This window comes from Tissierella sp. QWL-11, assembly GCF_058683765.1.
In genome coordinates this window covers 1,641,261-1,656,268 of record NZ_CM178750.1, presented here as the reverse complement: position 1 = coordinate 1,656,268, position 15,008 = coordinate 1,641,261, and the positions used below count along the sequence as shown (strand labels likewise).

The window sequence follows — 15,008 nt, the reverse complement described above, 5'->3', positions numbered from 1 at the left end:
ATGGTACTATGTTGACTAGGAATTGTGCAGGAGGAGTAGTATTTAAAGAGAATAAGGTATTAATCTTAAAGAATGATAAAAATGAATGGGTACTTCCAAAGGGAAAGATTAGAGGAGAGAGTTTACCCTCGGAAACAGCAGTAAATAGGGTAGGATTTGAAACTGGAGTAGATGCAAGGATAGTTTCATCTGCTGGGGAAACTGCTTATGAATTTTATTCTCTTTCAAGACACCAAGCTGTATGCAATAAAATCATATGGTATATTATGGAATCTGATGATGAAATCGCCAATATAAACTTAGAAGAAGGGTTTTTAGAAGGCGGATTTTATTCTATAGAAGAAGCGATTAATATGATTACCTATAGTCAAGATAAGTCTCTTGTATCATTATCATATAAAAGATACTTAGAATATAAAGAGTATGAGCAAAATTTAAATTATGCTTAGTATCATTTGAAGTATTATAAAAGGGTGACAAGATGGATATAAAATATAAGACAGTTTTTGAATATGGAGAAGACGAGATAATTATTAATAAGTCTAGATTCATAGGCTATGTAAAGCCTATTAAGAGTGAAGATGAGGCATTGGAGTTTATCCAAGAGATAAAAACTAAACATAGAGATGCAACTCATAATGTATATGCTTATGTAATTGGAGAAAATTCAAATATTCAAAGATTTAATGATGATGGGGAACCATCAGGAACAGCTGGAATACCAGTTTTAGAAGTAATAAAAAAAGAAGAACTTAGAGATGTAGTAGTTGTTGTAACTAGATATTTTGGGGGAATCAAATTAGGTGGCGGAGGCTTAATTAGAGCTTATACTAAGGGGTGCAAAATTGCACTAGATGCAGGTTTAATTGTGGATATGGTTCTTCACACTAATTTGGAGATAAAAGTAGATTATACCCTATATGGTAAAATAGAAAATTATCTACAAAATGAAAACTATACTCCTGAAAATATAGATTTCCAAGATAATATAATAATTAGTATATATGTAGATAATAGAGATATAGAAAAGTTTAAAAGAGAATTAATAAACATGACAAGTGCCAATATAGACATTTTAGATTTAAATGAAAAGTATTTACCTATAAAAGACAATATGAAATTAAACATTGATGGGTAAAATAGAAATAAAGGGGTATAATTTTATTTGGAGTTGATAATTTATGGTAGATTTTGAAAAGTGGAAAAAGGAAATGTTAGACAAAAAGATTTGGGCGGTAGTGGGAGTAACTGAAAAAAAAGAAAAGTACGGATATAAGATATGGAAGATATTAAAAAAGCATGGATATGAAACTTATGGTATAAATCCAAATTACGATGAAATAGAAGGAGAAAAGATATATCATAATTTGAGAGATTTACCAGAAAAAGTAGATGTAATTGATATAGTAGTACCTCCTAAACACAGTATAAATACTTTAGATGAGGCTAAAGACCTTGGAGTAGAGTATATCTTTTTTCAGCCGGGAACTTATGATGATGAAGTAGTTAAAAAAGCTGATGATTTAGGATTTAAATATTTAACAAATGATTGTATATATGCAACTTTAAAGAGAAAAGAATAGGATAAAACCTATTCTTTTTTTTCTTTTTTGAAAAATTCATATATACCTACTATAAGTAAAAAAAAACCGAAATATTTTCTTAAATGATTAGAATCTATACCAGTTGCAAGAAAAGCTCCTAAAACAGAACCCAATATTCCTGGGAATATAAGTTTTTTTGTATATTTATTTTCTATATTCCCTTGCTTTTTATGGGTTAAAAGAGCTACTATTCCTATGGGAATAAATACTATCAAATTTATTCCTTGAGCTTCTAATTGATTTAAACCCACAAGTAAAACTAAAGAAGGAATTAAGATAGTTCCTCCTCCTATACCCATTCCACTTATGATACCAGATAAAAAGCCTATAATTATTAATTTCATACTAAAATCATCCTTATAGCAGTATATATTATTACACTGCCAAATACTTTTCTTAGAATATTTGTGGGAATTTTATTTAAAAACTTAGCACCTAGATAACTTCCAAATACTCCTCCTATTATTACTAATAAACTTAGATCTAAGGGTATTGAATTGTTAAATAAATAAATAATAGTACTTATTATAGATAAGGGCAATATAACAGATATGGCAGTAGCATGAGCAATATGATCCTTTAGTTTTATTAGAAAAATTAAAGAGGGCACTATAATAGTACCTCCGCCAGAGCCAAATAGACCGTTAATAAACCCAGCAAATAGACCAATAAAGATTAATTTTATTTTGAGTTTATCCATTTTTTCTCCTTTATGTTATAATAAATAAGAATTCTATATTAATTTCACCAAAAACACATAAGATATTCATTTATACACAAAAGAGTCTAATTTATATTGTAGATACAAGCTGAAAGATGTATAATAGTACAGGATATAATTAAAAGGAGATGAAACTAGTGGCAGGACATTCTAAATGGAATAATATAAAAAATAAAAAAGGTAAAGAAGATGCCAAAAGAGCAAAAGAGTTTACAAAATTAGGAAGATATATAATGGTAGCTGCAAAGGAAGGTGGAGGGGATCCAGAGTATAATCCATCATTAAGTGCAGCAATTGCTAAAGCTAAGGCTGCAAATATGCCAAATGATAATATTGAAAGAGCTATAAAAAAGGGTACTGGGGAATCAGGAGCAGAAATATATGAAGATATAATTTATGAAGGATATGGTCCATCAGGAATAGCTGTATTAGTAGCAGCTCTAACAGATAATAGAAATAGGACAGCTCCCGATGTAAGACATGCTTTTGATAAATCAGGTGGAAATTTAGGTCAATCAGGTTGTGTATCTTTTATGTTTGATAGAGTGGGAATGTTAGCTATTGAAAGAACAGATAATATAGATGAAGATGAACTTACTATGTTAGCTATAGATCTTGGAGCAGAAGATTTTACTGCTCAAGACGAGGGTTTTGAGATAATTACATCTGTGGAGAATTTCAATGAGGTGAAAGAAGGACTATCTAAAGAAGGATATGAATTTGCTATGGCAGAAATCACTCAAATTCCTCAAAATACAATAAAACTTACTGATGCAGAAGATATAAAAAACATGGAAAAACTAATAGATATGCTTGAAGATAATGACGATGTTCAAGAGGTATATCATAACTGGGATATGGAGTAATAGTAGTAGTTTAAATGATTATGGGGATTTAAGTTGTGGAAAATCAGCGGAAAATCCTTTGAATTATAATATACGATTTAAAAAACATAAATGAGTCACGAACATTCTAAATACTCTTTTTGTATGTATGAAAAAACATATAAGGAGGGTATTTTTTATGTTGTAGAAGATATATTTTGTATTATATAGAATAGAGGAATATTGGTAGTCTTCCTAGATATTTGGATTAGAACTTTGTGGTATTAAACCATGTACCATATAATATAAATCAACTTATGATATATGGTATAATATCCACATAAATAATTCATAACAATATAAGTTTAAGTTAGGTCAGTTCTAAGCTGTAGAAATTACTTAAAATATATTTTTATTTAACCCTGAATATTATTTATACTTTAAAATAAAAGGAGATTAGTATAATGGAAATTAAAATTAGAAAAATACTTGCAGATGATTTAGATGGAGTAGTAGAAGTAGAATCAAGATGCTTTCCAGAGGCAGAGGCTGCTACGAGGTCATCATTGGAAGAAAGAATCAATACATTTCCAGAAAGCTTTTTTGTAGGAGAAATTCAAGGGAAAATAATTGGCTTTATAAATGGTGCCATAATCAATGAAACTGTTATTTATGATGAACTATTTAATGATGCTACACTACATATTCCTGATGGAGATTATCAGACTATTTTTGGACTTGATGTGATACCAGAGTATCGCAATCAAGGAATTGCTGCACAATTAATGAATCATATGATAGAGGTATCAAGATTAAATGGAAGAAAAGGTGTTATTCTAACATGTAAAGATAAACTTATTGATTATTATACAAAGTTCGGATATGTAAATAAGGGTATATCTAAGTCAGTACATGGTGGATCTAAATGGTATGATATGATTTTAGTGTTTTAAATTTGTATTTTAGATAAGAGAATATTATTGTGTTTTATTTTTAAAATTGGAGGAAGTAAGAAATGATTAATGCAACTGAACAAAAATTATATGATAATCTAAATTCATTTTAGATAAATTGTATTAGCCTCAAAGTGCAAAATAATCGGTGTTTATAAGGTGTTAGTAGGAGGAGATTAAATGGAAATAAGAGTATATAATAAAGTTGATGATGAATACAAATTGATGGAAATGATAGAAAATGAAGAAGGATGGACCTATTCTGATAGTAGTGTGTCTGAAAAATATAGGATGGCTTTAGAAAACTCAATCACCTATGTAGCATATGAGGGTGATGTCCTGTGCGGGTATTCACGTTCTATCGATGATTGCGGTTTCTATGTGTATGTTTGTGATTTGTTGGTTAAGCCAGAATATAGAGGAAAAAATATTGGACGAAAATTGATGGAGTGTATATACACTGACTATTCAAATCAGACTGTTTATGTTATGTCTGATGTCGATGAGTACTATAAAAAACAGGGATACAAGCGAGCAGGCTCAATATTTGAAGTAACAAATAAGAGTAAAATATAGAAGCACTACTCTTTTGTTATAATTATAAAGATAAGATGCAATATTAAAATAAGTGTAATAACTAAAAAGCAGAATATTTTACTTTAATACCGTATTATTCAGAAATGAATTGTGCGGTATTTTTAAATGTTGTATTACAAGTATTATGCGATGTACTATTGAGGTTTAAAATGGGAATAACATTCTTTTGAAACTGAATAATACGATATTTTAAAATTAAGAATTTGCTGTAACGTAAGCGATCAATAATCCCATGGATTCACAAATGTTACGTAACATGAGATAATACTCTCTACAAAGTACTTTTAAAGTTAACAAAGTAACTTTGGCAACATTAAAAGTGTAGGGAGATGATTAACATTACAACTATGAAAGCTACTAAACATGAAATACTTAAGGCTCAATGGTCGGAAATCATTAAAAGGCATAGTGAAAGTGACCAGTCCATAAAAGAATGGTGTGAAGAAAATGATATTTCAAGAACCAAATTCTACTATTGGCAGCGAGTAATCAGACAAGAAGCCCTAATTAAAGCAGGAACACTAGCTGTTACAGGTCAAACTCAATTTATAGAAGTTAAGCCAAGTGAAGCTAAAGCCAATATAGTAGGATCTAAATCTAACAATAAAGGTATCTGTGCTATCTTGCGCTCAAATGGAAATGAAATTGAAATTCTAAATGGGGCAGATCCAAATACATTAGGTATAGTAATTAATTTAATTGGTAAATAATCATGAGAATTAAATTTCCGGATGATATACGAATATACATTGCCTGCGGTAAGACTGATATGAGAAAATCAATTGACGGTCTTTCCGCTATAGTATCTCAAAACTTTAAGCTAAATCCATTTGAAAATGCGCTTTTCCTCTTTTGTGGAGGTAAAAGAGATAGGATAAAAGCGTTGCTTTGGGAGGGAGATGGATTTCTTCTTCTCTACAAAAGGCTTGAAGGCGGGGTGTTTCAGTGGCCAAGAACTGAAGAAGATGTTAGGGAAATTACTCCTCAGCAATATAGATGGCTAATAGAGGGTTTATCAATTGATCAAAAAAAGGTCATTCAAAAGATAGATAACAAAAGGATAATATAGATGCTTGAAACTGCTCAAAATTACATAGTTTCAAGTATTTTTTTGTTGTTTGTAGGTTAGGAAAATGATATAATATATTTAAATAAAACATATTAGAAAGGCTAAATTCCAATGAATGAAAACTCTTTGATAAAGACACTTCAAGATACAATTGAATTACAGAATAAAACCATAGAAGGCCTTAGAGAAGAGTTGAAAAAGGCTAATGAAAATATGGAATACCTAATTAAGAAACTCTATGGAAGAAAGACAGAAAAGACTTCTGCCATAGACGGCCAATTAATCATTAATGATATGGAATTAGGTCTATTTAACGAAGTTGAAAAAGAAGCCGACTTCTCTATACAAGAACCTGTTCCATTTGAAGAGCCTATTAAAAGAACTAGAAAAGGCTACAAGAGAAAAGACTTGTTTAAAAACCTACCTAGCCAAGATCAAATATTTAGGCTGGAAGAATCCCAGCAAATCTGCCCAATTGATGGAAAGAGACTCTCAGTTGTAGGAAGAAAATTCGTAAGATCAGAAATCAGATACATACCGGCAGAAATATCTGTAATTAATATATATCAAGAAAATTATGAGTGTAGAACATGTAAAAAAGAAGGAAGACCTGGAATCTTTAATCCAAATACACCCGAGCCTGTACTTCAGCATTCCTATGCCACAGCATCATCAGTAGCCTGGACCATGTATCAAAAGTTTGTACAGTCAGTACCACTATACAGGCAAGAAAAAGATTGGAAACAGATGGGCTTTCCCATAAGTAGAGCAACCCTATCCAACTGGATAATTAAAACATCAGAAGAATGGTTAAATCCCATAGTAGAAAAGCTAAGGGAAGAACTATTAAAAGATAAATATTTACATGCTGATGAGACTCCAGTTCAAGTATTAAATGAAGAAGGTAAGAAAAATACCACAAAATCATATATGTGGGTGTATTCTACTTCAGTTAATGCAAAGAGAGGAATAAGAATATTTAAATATGCACCTGGTAGAACAGGAGACAATGCCAAGGATTTCCTAAAAGGATTCAATGGCTACCTCCATACAGATGGATATTCAGGATATAACAAGGTAAAAGATATCCACCAATGTTTGTGCTGGGCCCATCTTAGAAGATACTTTAAAGATGCCCTTCCAAAAGATGTAAAAAGTGAAGAAGCAAGTCTACCAGCAAAAGGAATAGCATATTGTAATAAACTCTTTGATTGGGAAAGAAAGTTTAAAGATCTCACTCCAGAAAAAAGAAAAATTAAGCGTCTAGAAAAAGAAAAACCACTTCTAGAGGCCTTTTGGTTATGGGTAGAAAATAATAATGATAAAGTACTTCCCAAATCTAAAATAGGACAAGCATTACAATATGCTCTAAATCATAAAGAAAAATTAGAAACCTACTTAGAAGATGGAAACTGTGTCATATCCAATAATATTGCAGAAAACAGTATAAGACCATTTACAGTAGGTAGAAAAAATTGGACCTTCTGCGGAAGTCCAAAAGGTGCCTACGCAAGTGCCTGTGTCTACACCCTAGTAGAAACAGCAAAAGCAAATGGACTAAACCCCTATAAATATTTAGAATACATCCTGTCAATATTACCAGGATCCAATCTTAAAACCAATCCTAAAATCCTAGAGCTAATGATGCCTTGGGATGATTTAGTCCAAAAATCATGTAAATCTGAATAAATACTATTATAGGGATATCATACCGATATCCCTATATTTATACAATACATCTTTTATTCAACGCTTACGCTGTAACAATATAGAGGATATAGTATAATTCGCTTATTATATTAATCATATTAGTAGGATATTATGAAGTATGATATTATTATAAAAATAAGAGTTGAACTATGTTTATGAAAAGGATGTACATTTAGATGGATAATAATGTTTTGTGGTATTTAGAAGAACAAATTAAAAGAACTATAAATAATTTAAGAAAACGCAATATGGCAGGTTTTTTCGTCAAGGATGATGTTGAATTAGAAACACTTTTAAAAGAACTTATAGATGAAAATTCTGTAGTGGGTGTAGGTGACTCAATGACACTCTTTGAAACAGGTGCTATAGATTTTCTCCGTAAAGGGAATTACACTTTTTTAGACAAGTACAGAGAAGGTGTTACAAGTGAAGAAAAAAAACAAATATATATACAAAACTTTTCTGCTGATACTTTTATGTGTAGTACAAATGCCTTAACCGAAGATGGAGAACTTTACAATATTGATGGTAATGGAAGTAGAGTTGCACCAATGATTTATGGTCCTAAACAGGTTGTTTTAGTAACTGGTATAAATAAGATTGTTAAGAACATAGAAGAAGCAGAAAAAAGAGCTAGGAATTACTCTGCTCCAATTGACGCAAAAAGATTGGGGAAAAACACTCCATGTACTACTTTAGGCTATTGTGTAGATTGTAAAAGTCCTAATAGAATATGTAATGATTTTACAATAATTAGAGGGCCGTTTATCAAAGATAGAATAAAAGTAATTATCGTAGGAAAGCAGTTAGGTTACTAATTATTTGTTTCGCATCATGTTTAAAGTGAGATGTAACTATTGAAAATGAAGATAAAAATATTGAACATTGAAAACTGAATAATACGGTGTTGAAAAGCAAAAAAATTTTTAACATAATTCAAATACTTTTATAGCATATGATACAATATTGAGTAATTCTAGATAGTAGATTTAGCTGTCATAGACAATATGCTTTGTTTTGAAAATACTAAAGGAGGATTTAAATGAAAAGAAAAGTTGTATTATATATTGGGATTAGTATTGATGGCTACATTGCAGATGAAAATGGTGGTGTTAGTTGGCTTGGAGGCGAGGATTTAAATTATGAAGGGGACAATGGATATAATGAATTTATTAAAAATATAGATACAGTTATCTTGGGAATGAACACTTATAAACAAATTGTAACAGAACTTTCTCCAGATATGTGGCCATATTCAGGCATGAAAAGTTATATCCTAACTCATCAGGAAAATGAAAGTACAGATGAAATTCAATTTTTAAATGAAGATGTTGTTTCACTAATAAAAAGACTTAAAAAAGAAGATGGAAAAGATATTTGGATTTGTGGTGGGGCAAACATAGTGAATCAGTTAGTTAAACAAGATATAATTGATGAATATTACTTAACCTTAATGCCTATTATTTTAGGTGACGGAATAAGATTATTTGATGATGAAAACGAGGTAATTAAACTTCATTTAGTAGCAACTAAAGCAGAAAATGGAATGATAGATTGTATTTATCAGAGAGAATAAATAAATGAAAATATTAGATGAACATTATTTATAAAAAGCGTCGCGACGGTAAGTAAAAGATGACTTAAGAAAGCCAAAAAATACTCAATGAACAGTAGTTTTAATTTGAAAGGAGAATATATGGTAGAACAGATTAATGATAACAATAAAAACACACTGTTGATTTTAAATCTTGACAAACTGCATACAACTGACTTGGGGGTAGAACGAATTAAAAGAAATCTATGTTTAGAGGTAGAAGATGTTGTCAATTGGTGTAGACAAAGAATTCAAGAATCTAATAGCAGTATAGCTAGGAGAGGTAAAAACTGGTATATTAAAACAGTTGATTCGGAGATAACAGTGAATGCTTCAAGCTATACGATAATTACTGCTCATAAATTTAAAAATAAATAAATTTTAATTTGTAGATTTAAAATAAGTTGATGAATATCATTTACAGTATGCAACGATAAATTATACTTAAGGGGGAAGAAATATTAAAATGAAAAACTATATAGGTACATTTATTAATGCTAATTTATTTCGTGGATCTGAAAGTGTAGGTGGCAAAATTCACTTTAATAATAATAGTTTAGTTTTTGAATCTCATGTATTAAATATACAAAAAGGAAAAACAGAAATTACATATAAAGATATTGATTCAATATGTAAACGAAATACTCTAGGTATTGTACCAAATGGAATTAAGATAGTTTTAAAGAGTGGGGCTGAGTATGACTTTGTTGTTAATAATCGTAAAAAGATTATTTGTTTTTTAAATTCTCAAAAATAATTAGTCTCAGTCTACATCTATATTACGATATAAATACGGTTTTCCTATGAATTATATAACCTTTTTTCAGACTGAACCTTCAAGTAAATGGTTTGGTGCTAACCTTTTCACAGGAAATATGGGATTATCCATAAATCCGGTAATTTTACTAATAAATATATTAATTATATATTTTACTATTGAATTATCAAGAAAATTTGTGCGAAAATTATCAAGAAATAATTTAAATTATAATATAAGGATATGTTAGATATTATTTTATATTAAATGTTGTGCTTGTTAAAGCTAAATATTTTATTAAAATACCGTATTATCCAGAACTGGATTTATGGTGTTTTTATGTGACATTAATTCAGACAATATTTAATAATAAAGAATTACTTGAGTACTAACTGAACATCATAAGTATTAATAAGAAAATACATTATTTATGATAAAGGAAGAGAGTGATTTTATTGACATTGTTTGAAATCCATAGAATAGCAATAATTATTTCAGTTATATTCAATATTGTAACAACAATTATATCTAAAAAAGTATTCAATAAAATAAAATGTAAAATTAAAGAACTAAAAGGATATATAAAGAAGTCAAGAAATATGCTAAAAACAATTAAATAAGTCCAGCTGTACTTACAGCAGATATCAATTCAAACATTAGATGGTTGATTTGATGTCCTTTTTACTAATGAGGAAAAAAGAACTAATAAAAAAGGATAATACTGTATATACTAGCATATTAAGTAATTTGAAATCCCTATTTTATTCATATATACTTTTCAATGAGGAGGAATTTGTATATGAAATTTAAAAAGATTATTAATATTGTATTTATTTTTATTTTCGCCATATCTTTAGTCTCTTGCTCAAATGGAAAAGAGAATTTAGTCAATGAAAATAAAGAAGAAGTTGAATATAATGAAAATCAGGATGTAGAATTAACCGATGAATTATTAAAAGAAAAAGAAATATCTGATGGACAAGTTTATTTTCAAAATGATTGGGTTATAGGAACTATAATCATTGAAGATGGAACTTCAGAAGACAAAGCTAAAGAAATAGCTGAAAAATACGCTAAGAAATTAAAAGACAAATACGAAGATAAGAAGGTCAATGTTCAGGCAATTTTAGAAGGTGAAAACATAGCAAATATTGAGTTATAATAGATTCCCTTTAAGTAGATAGTTAAAATAATAAAAAACTGTTTATGACTATGTGTATTCTTAGAGATTTATAAGACATTGTAAAGTAAACATAAATGTATTATAATATAATCCTAATTATTCAGAAAGTATATTATAATTAGAAGATAGAATAATATAGAGCTCTGCATAATAAATTAAATATTAAACATAATAAATAATATCATAGATATTGGAGGGTTTATTATGGAGAGTAACGACAGTTTTGGCCATATACTAGAGAGGTTTCAACAGGCAGATTTAGATAAGAAAATTGAAATGTATACTACAATACAAGGTTTGTCTGTAGAACAATATAAAGAGCTTTTAAGATATTTTCCCATAAAACATCTAGGGAGATTAGAAAAGGCAATGGCTTAGGATGGAGGAAACTTCATCCTTTTTTTTATAATCTACAAAATATCTAGAGGAGGAGTTTATGAAAAAAATACTTACGATTTTATTAATTATATCTATTTCTTTAAGTTTTTTGGTAGTTAGTATAGAGAGAAATACCTATAACAAAAAATATTATCTTAAATCCTATGAAAAATATAATATGGAAGAAGCTACTAATATGTCTATGGATAAATTAGAAAAAATAACAGAAAAACTTATTTTATATCTAAAAGCTAAGGGAGGGGAAGAACTTTTATCTCCACACTATAATCAAAGGGAAATACTACATATGGAGGATGTCAGGGGGTTATTTGATTTAGCTAGAGGGATTAAATATTTTGGATTTATTATATCATTAGGGATAATATTATATTTTTTAATGAAGAGACAATATAAGTTTTTACAAAAAGGGATTATATTAGGACTTTTTTCAAATCATATAATTTTTTTATTATTCGCTATTTTAGTTAGTACAAATTTTAATAAATATTTCACTTACTTTCATCTAATATTTTTTAATAATGATCTTTGGCTATTAAATCCAAAAACTGATTTACTTATTCAAATGTTGCCGGAACCGTTTTTTATAGGTATAGCTATAAAAATCTTATTATCTTTTTTCTTGTATTTGTCAATAATACAAATATTAAGTTATTTTTTGTTAAAGAAAGGAAAGATAATAAATGAAAAATATTCTAAGAAAGATGAGAAATTATTCCTTAAAAAATAATAGGGGGAGAATATTAAATAATTATTACTCAAAGGAAATGAGAAAAGGAAAGACATTTAGAGCTAATTTTATTGATAAATTTTTCTTTTTATTTATTTTATCTATAATACTTCTAATTTTTTTAATTTCTAAGTCTCAAAATTTTTTATTGTCCATATTTATTTCTATATTGTTTACGATCTTTTTATTTAAAATTTTCTCTTCCATAAGTAAAAAAAGACAAGAGAAAAAAATAGAAATTATAAATGAAAGGCTTAAAGAAGATAAGATATCAAAAGAGTATACTAATTATAGTACGGATGACTTTATAAATAATATTAAAGATATATTAGGAGAATATTTAAAAGTTAGCATAGATGAAGCAAATTCTCCTATGGATTTAAAGTTTACAATGGAAGGAGATATTTATGGAGTAAAGTGTTTACACTCTACATCTGAATATGAGGTGCCTTCAAGAGCAATAGGGGTATTTTTAAGACAGTTAAGAGAAATAAATATAGAAAAATCTATATTTATCACTAACTCTTATTTTATTGATAAACCTAGATTTAAAGATAAGATAATACTGTATGATTTTGATGATATAGTAAAAATGTTAAAAAAATTGGATAAATATCCAACTGATTTAGATATTGAAAATTATATAGTTGATAGATTCTTAGATAGAAGAAGCGCTATTAAAAAGGAGATAAAAGTCTTAAATAAAAATAAAATATTTCAATTATATATTATATCTGTAATATTTTATTTTATGTCCTATTTTGTAAGATATGAATTATACTATAAAATTGTTGCTGTAGTATCTTTTATTTTCGCTACAGTAATGGCTGCTTATAATATATCTGAATATATGTATATTAATAGTAAATAAACGTTTACTTAATGAGAGATTTGTATTATAATCTAATAAGAAAACAGAGTAGGTAAAAAGCGTCAAGTGCTAAGGGATGGGAAGTTGCCCTTAGACGAAGTAAAATACTGCGATTTTTTACCGCATCCGCTGATTATTAAAGAAGCTCTTTTCTTTATTATCAGTAACTGTTAAATAATAGAGAAAGGAGAATTTTTATGCAAAATAATAAGAGGAAAATTACTACTAATACAATGGTAAAAGCAGCTTTCTTAACTGCAGTGTCTATTGTTCTAACCAGATTTTTTTCCATACTAATCCTGCCAAGTGTAAGACTTGGTTTTGGTGGAGTACCTATATTTATATCAGGTATTTTGTTTGGACCATTAGTAGGAGGAATCACAGGAGTAGCTGCAGATTCAATAGGAGTACTTATAAATCCTATGGGAGCTTTTCATCCTGGATTTACATTTAGTGCTTTTTTAAATGGGGCAATTCCAGGATTGTTTGGAATTTACTACAAGAAGAGACTTAAAAATGGAAATTCTATAACTTTTCCTAGAGTTTTATTGGCAGAAACTATTTTAGGAATTACTACAGGCTTAGTATTAAATACATTATGGCTTACTCAACTCCTTGGTAAAGGATATTTAGTTTTACTACCAGCTAGATTATTAAGTACTGCTATAAATGTTCCTATTAGATCAATTATTATATTTAATATTCTTAAGTATTTTAAAAAAGAAATTAAAAGTTAGGATGGTTGATATGAAAAAGGTTTTAGCAATAATGGGAAGTCCAAGAAAAAATAAAAATACAGAAATAGCTTTAAATAGTTTTCTGAAAAATATGGATAAAGACAAATTTGAAATTACTAAAATATTTTTAAAAGATATGGACATTTCACCTTGTACAGGTTGTGATTATTGTGGACATGTAGTAGGTTGTGTACAAAAAGATGAAATGGATAAGGTCTATGAAAAATTTGACAATAGTGATATTATAATACTTGCAGCACCTCTATATTTTAATTCTGTAAATGGATTAACAAAAAATATGATAGATAGATGTCAAAAATATTGGTCATTAAAATATTCTCATGGACAAGACTACAAAAGAAATCAAGGTAGAATTGGGGTCTTTATTTCAGTAGGGGGAGCTCCTTATACTCATGACCAGTTTCAAGGAACCCTTCCTGTAATGGATTTTTTCTTTAAGTCTATAAATGCTGATTATAAGGTAAATTACTTTATTTCAAATACAGATAGAAATCCAGTTAAACAAAGAACAATTGTAAATAAAGAATTAGAAGAATTGGGAAGAAATATATTAAATTCAGACTATTTAACTATTCATAGATAATATATAGGGTTTGATTTTATAAGATTTATAGTTATAATTATAAGTATAAGTTTTAACAAATGATTTAGGAGGAGATTTACATGGAAAAAAGATTACCAATAGCTATGTCAAATAGACATATACACTTAGGACAAGAGGATTTAGATGCACTTTTTGGAAAGGGATATGAACTAACTAAGTTTAAAGATTTATCACAACCAGGACAATATGCAAGTGAAGAAAAGGTTGATATAGTTGGACCTAAAAAAACTATAAAGGGAGTTAGAATATTAGGGCCTGTTAGAGGTTCTACTCAGCTTGAGATATCTGTTTCTGATGCATTTACTTTAGGAATAAAACCAGTAATTAGAAACTCAGGAGATATAGATGGTACTCCAGGTGTGAAATTAGTTGGTCCAAAGGGAGAAGTTGAAATAGAAAAAGGTGCTATAGTAGCAGCAAGACATATTCACATGAACACTTCTCATGCAGAAGATTTTGGGGTAAAAGACAATGATATAGTTAAAATTAAAATAGAAGGACCAAGAGGACTTACTTTTGAAAATGTATTAGTAAGAGTAAGTGATAAATATGATTTAGAGATGCATGTAGATGTAGAAGAAGGAAATGCTTGTGGAATTAAAAATGGAGATAAAGTAGTACTTGTAAAATAGGAGGC

22 protein-coding genes and 1 riboswitch are annotated in these 15,008 nt (G+C 28.6%); of the genes, 20 read left to right on the top strand and 2 right to left on the bottom strand.

The genetic code is table 11. From position 1 onward, the window contains the following. Positions 1-8: 8 nt before the first annotated feature. From AC4PG3_RS08050 to AC4PG3_RS08040, 3 genes are read left to right on the top strand one after another with little or no spacing between them, the layout of a single operon-like run. Positions 9-449 carry an NUDIX hydrolase gene (locus AC4PG3_RS08050; protein WP_492196150.1) on the top strand — a complete coding sequence of 147 codons (441 nt, stop codon included), beginning with the start codon at positions 9-11 and terminating at the stop codon, positions 447-449. Between the two features lie 32 nt (positions 450-481). Further along, positions 482-1,138 carry a YigZ family protein gene (locus AC4PG3_RS08045; protein ID WP_492196149.1) on the top strand — a complete coding sequence of 219 codons (657 nt, stop codon included), beginning with the start codon at positions 482-484 and terminating at the stop codon, positions 1,136-1,138. Between the two features lie 43 nt (positions 1,139-1,181). Further along, the gene (locus tag AC4PG3_RS08040; protein ID WP_492196148.1) at positions 1,182-1,583 is read left to right on the top strand and encodes a CoA-binding protein; all 402 of its coding nucleotides are present in this window, start codon (positions 1,182-1,184) and stop codon (positions 1,581-1,583) included. 8 nt (positions 1,584-1,591) lie between these two features. Here AC4PG3_RS08040 and AC4PG3_RS08035 read toward each other — a convergent pair whose 3' ends face one another. After that, positions 1,592-1,948: a sulfite exporter TauE/SafE family protein gene (locus AC4PG3_RS08035; RefSeq protein ID WP_492196147.1), complete on the bottom strand. Its 357-nt coding sequence runs from the start codon at positions 1,946-1,948 to the stop codon at positions 1,592-1,594. Continuing rightward, positions 1,945-2,304, bottom strand: a complete 360-nt coding sequence (locus AC4PG3_RS08030) for a sulfite exporter TauE/SafE family protein (protein ID WP_492196146.1) — start codon at positions 2,302-2,304, stop codon at positions 1,945-1,947. Before AC4PG3_RS08030 ends, AC4PG3_RS08035 begins: the two co-directional genes overlap by 4 nt. Positions 2,305-2,462: 158 nt before the next feature. Between AC4PG3_RS08030 and AC4PG3_RS08025 the strand changes: the two genes are divergently transcribed. From AC4PG3_RS08025 to pduL, 17 genes are all read left to right on the top strand, one after another. Continuing rightward, on the top strand, positions 2,463-3,191 hold the full coding sequence (locus AC4PG3_RS08025; RefSeq protein ID WP_492196145.1) for a YebC/PmpR family DNA-binding transcriptional regulator: 729 nt from the start codon (positions 2,463-2,465) through the stop codon (positions 3,189-3,191). Between the two features lie 422 nt (positions 3,192-3,613). After that, positions 3,614-4,102 (top strand): GNAT family N-acetyltransferase, encoded by a 489-nt coding sequence (locus AC4PG3_RS08020; RefSeq protein WP_492196144.1) that lies wholly within the window; start codon positions 3,614-3,616, stop codon positions 4,100-4,102. A gap of 180 nt (positions 4,103-4,282) precedes the next feature. Beyond that, positions 4,283-4,678: a GNAT family N-acetyltransferase gene (locus AC4PG3_RS08015; protein ID WP_492196143.1), complete on the top strand. Its 396-nt coding sequence runs from the start codon at positions 4,283-4,285 to the stop codon at positions 4,676-4,678. A gap of 350 nt (positions 4,679-5,028) precedes the next feature. Continuing rightward, positions 5,029-5,409, top strand: a complete 381-nt coding sequence (gene tnpA / locus AC4PG3_RS08010) for an IS66 family insertion sequence element accessory protein TnpA (RefSeq protein WP_492196142.1) — start codon at positions 5,029-5,031, stop codon at positions 5,407-5,409. Positions 5,410-5,411: 2 nt separating this feature from the next. Then, a complete protein-coding gene (tnpB, locus tag AC4PG3_RS08005) occupies positions 5,412-5,768 on the top strand; it encodes an IS66 family insertion sequence element accessory protein TnpB (protein ID WP_492196141.1) in 357 nt (118 codons plus the stop codon). A gap of 129 nt (positions 5,769-5,897) precedes the next feature. After that, a complete protein-coding gene (gene tnpC, locus AC4PG3_RS08000; protein ID WP_492198183.1) occupies positions 5,898-7,457 on the top strand; it encodes an IS66 family transposase in 1,560 nt (519 codons plus the stop codon). A 197-nt stretch (positions 7,458-7,654) separates the two neighbouring features. Continuing rightward, a complete protein-coding gene (locus AC4PG3_RS07995) occupies positions 7,655-8,296 on the top strand; it encodes a lactate utilization protein (protein WP_492196140.1) in 642 nt (213 codons plus the stop codon). A 224-nt stretch (positions 8,297-8,520) separates the two neighbouring features. Beyond that, positions 8,521-9,054 carry a dihydrofolate reductase family protein gene (locus tag AC4PG3_RS07990; RefSeq protein ID WP_492196139.1) on the top strand — a complete coding sequence of 178 codons (534 nt, stop codon included), beginning with the start codon at positions 8,521-8,523 and terminating at the stop codon, positions 9,052-9,054. A gap of 120 nt (positions 9,055-9,174) precedes the next feature. After that, a complete protein-coding gene (locus tag AC4PG3_RS07985) occupies positions 9,175-9,450 on the top strand; it encodes a DUF3781 domain-containing protein (RefSeq protein ID WP_492196138.1) in 276 nt (91 codons plus the stop codon). Positions 9,451-9,538: 88 nt separating this feature from the next. Then, positions 9,539-9,829: a PH domain-containing protein gene (locus AC4PG3_RS07980; protein WP_492196137.1), complete on the top strand. Its 291-nt coding sequence runs from the start codon at positions 9,539-9,541 to the stop codon at positions 9,827-9,829. Between the two features lie 799 nt (positions 9,830-10,628). After that, positions 10,629-10,991 carry a hypothetical protein gene (locus AC4PG3_RS07975; RefSeq protein ID WP_492196136.1) on the top strand — a complete coding sequence of 121 codons (363 nt, stop codon included), beginning with the start codon at positions 10,629-10,631 and terminating at the stop codon, positions 10,989-10,991. 225 nt (positions 10,992-11,216) lie between these two features. Next, positions 11,217-11,390, top strand: a complete 174-nt coding sequence (locus tag AC4PG3_RS07970; protein ID WP_492196135.1) for a hypothetical protein — start codon at positions 11,217-11,219, stop codon at positions 11,388-11,390. A 58-nt stretch (positions 11,391-11,448) separates the two neighbouring features. Further along, the gene (locus tag AC4PG3_RS07965) at positions 11,449-12,138 is read left to right on the top strand and encodes a TIGR01906 family membrane protein (RefSeq protein ID WP_492196134.1); all 690 of its coding nucleotides are present in this window, start codon (positions 11,449-11,451) and stop codon (positions 12,136-12,138) included. Further along, complete coding sequence (locus AC4PG3_RS07960; protein ID WP_492196133.1) at positions 12,092-13,009, top strand: hypothetical protein; 918 nt, start codon at positions 12,092-12,094, stop codon at positions 13,007-13,009. The genes AC4PG3_RS07965 and AC4PG3_RS07960 overlap by 47 nt, the downstream gene beginning before the upstream one ends. Before the next feature lie 42 nt (positions 13,010-13,051). Beyond that, positions 13,052-13,143: riboswitch (THF riboswitch) on the top strand. Positions 13,144-13,206: 63 nt separating this feature from the next. Next, positions 13,207-13,746, top strand: coding sequence for a folate family ECF transporter S component (locus AC4PG3_RS07955; RefSeq protein WP_492196132.1), 540 nt, complete (start codon positions 13,207-13,209; stop codon positions 13,744-13,746). 10 nt (positions 13,747-13,756) lie between these two features. Continuing rightward, on the top strand, positions 13,757-14,350 hold the full coding sequence (locus AC4PG3_RS07950) for a flavodoxin family protein (RefSeq protein WP_492196131.1): 594 nt from the start codon (positions 13,757-13,759) through the stop codon (positions 14,348-14,350). An 80-nt stretch (positions 14,351-14,430) separates the two neighbouring features. Next, entirely contained in the window at positions 14,431-15,003 is a 573-nt protein-coding gene (gene pduL, locus AC4PG3_RS07945) for a phosphate propanoyltransferase (RefSeq protein WP_492196130.1), read from the top strand. Positions 15,004-15,008 lie beyond the last annotated feature (5 nt).

What these genes read in the sequence shown, in the direction of transcription:
- AC4PG3_RS08050 (WP_492196150.1), top strand. Translation starts at nt 9, where the DNA reads ATGTTGACTAGGAATTGTGCAGGAGGAGTAGTATTTAAAGAGAATAAG.
- AC4PG3_RS07970 (WP_492196135.1), top strand. Translation starts at nt 11,217, where the DNA reads ATGGAGAGTAACGACAGTTTTGGCCATATACTAGAGAGGTTTCAACAG.
- AC4PG3_RS07965 (WP_492196134.1), top strand. Translation starts at nt 11,449, where the DNA reads ATGAAAAAAATACTTACGATTTTATTAATTATATCTATTTCTTTAAGT.
- AC4PG3_RS07950 (WP_492196131.1), top strand. Translation starts at nt 13,757, where the DNA reads ATGAAAAAGGTTTTAGCAATAATGGGAAGTCCAAGAAAAAATAAAAAT.
- AC4PG3_RS07980 (WP_492196137.1), top strand. Translation starts at nt 9,539, where the DNA reads ATGAAAAACTATATAGGTACATTTATTAATGCTAATTTATTTCGTGGA.
- AC4PG3_RS08045 (WP_492196149.1), top strand. Translation starts at nt 482, where the DNA reads ATGGATATAAAATATAAGACAGTTTTTGAATATGGAGAAGACGAGATA.
- AC4PG3_RS07975 (WP_492196136.1), top strand. Translation starts at nt 10,629, where the DNA reads ATGAAATTTAAAAAGATTATTAATATTGTATTTATTTTTATTTTCGCC.
- AC4PG3_RS08030 (WP_492196146.1), bottom strand. Translation starts at nt 2,304, where the DNA reads ATGGATAAACTCAAAATAAAATTAATCTTTATTGGTCTATTTGCTGGG.
- tnpB (WP_492196141.1), top strand. Translation starts at nt 5,412, where the DNA reads ATGAGAATTAAATTTCCGGATGATATACGAATATACATTGCCTGCGGT.
- tnpA (WP_492196142.1), top strand. Translation starts at nt 5,029, where the DNA reads ATGATTAACATTACAACTATGAAAGCTACTAAACATGAAATACTTAAG.
- AC4PG3_RS08040 (WP_492196148.1), top strand. Translation starts at nt 1,182, where the DNA reads ATGGTAGATTTTGAAAAGTGGAAAAAGGAAATGTTAGACAAAAAGATT.
- AC4PG3_RS08035 (WP_492196147.1), bottom strand. Translation starts at nt 1,948, where the DNA reads ATGAAATTAATAATTATAGGCTTTTTATCTGGTATCATAAGTGGAATG.
- AC4PG3_RS08015 (WP_492196143.1), top strand. Translation starts at nt 4,283, where the DNA reads ATGGAAATAAGAGTATATAATAAAGTTGATGATGAATACAAATTGATG.
- AC4PG3_RS07995 (WP_492196140.1), top strand. Translation starts at nt 7,655, where the DNA reads ATGGATAATAATGTTTTGTGGTATTTAGAAGAACAAATTAAAAGAACT.
- AC4PG3_RS07990 (WP_492196139.1), top strand. Translation starts at nt 8,521, where the DNA reads ATGAAAAGAAAAGTTGTATTATATATTGGGATTAGTATTGATGGCTAC.
- AC4PG3_RS07985 (WP_492196138.1), top strand. Translation starts at nt 9,175, where the DNA reads ATGGTAGAACAGATTAATGATAACAATAAAAACACACTGTTGATTTTA.
- pduL (WP_492196130.1), top strand. Translation starts at nt 14,431, where the DNA reads ATGGAAAAAAGATTACCAATAGCTATGTCAAATAGACATATACACTTA.
- AC4PG3_RS07960 (WP_492196133.1), top strand. Translation starts at nt 12,092, where the DNA reads ATGAAAAATATTCTAAGAAAGATGAGAAATTATTCCTTAAAAAATAAT.
- AC4PG3_RS07955 (WP_492196132.1), top strand. Translation starts at nt 13,207, where the DNA reads ATGCAAAATAATAAGAGGAAAATTACTACTAATACAATGGTAAAAGCA.
- AC4PG3_RS08020 (WP_492196144.1), top strand. Translation starts at nt 3,614, where the DNA reads ATGGAAATTAAAATTAGAAAAATACTTGCAGATGATTTAGATGGAGTA.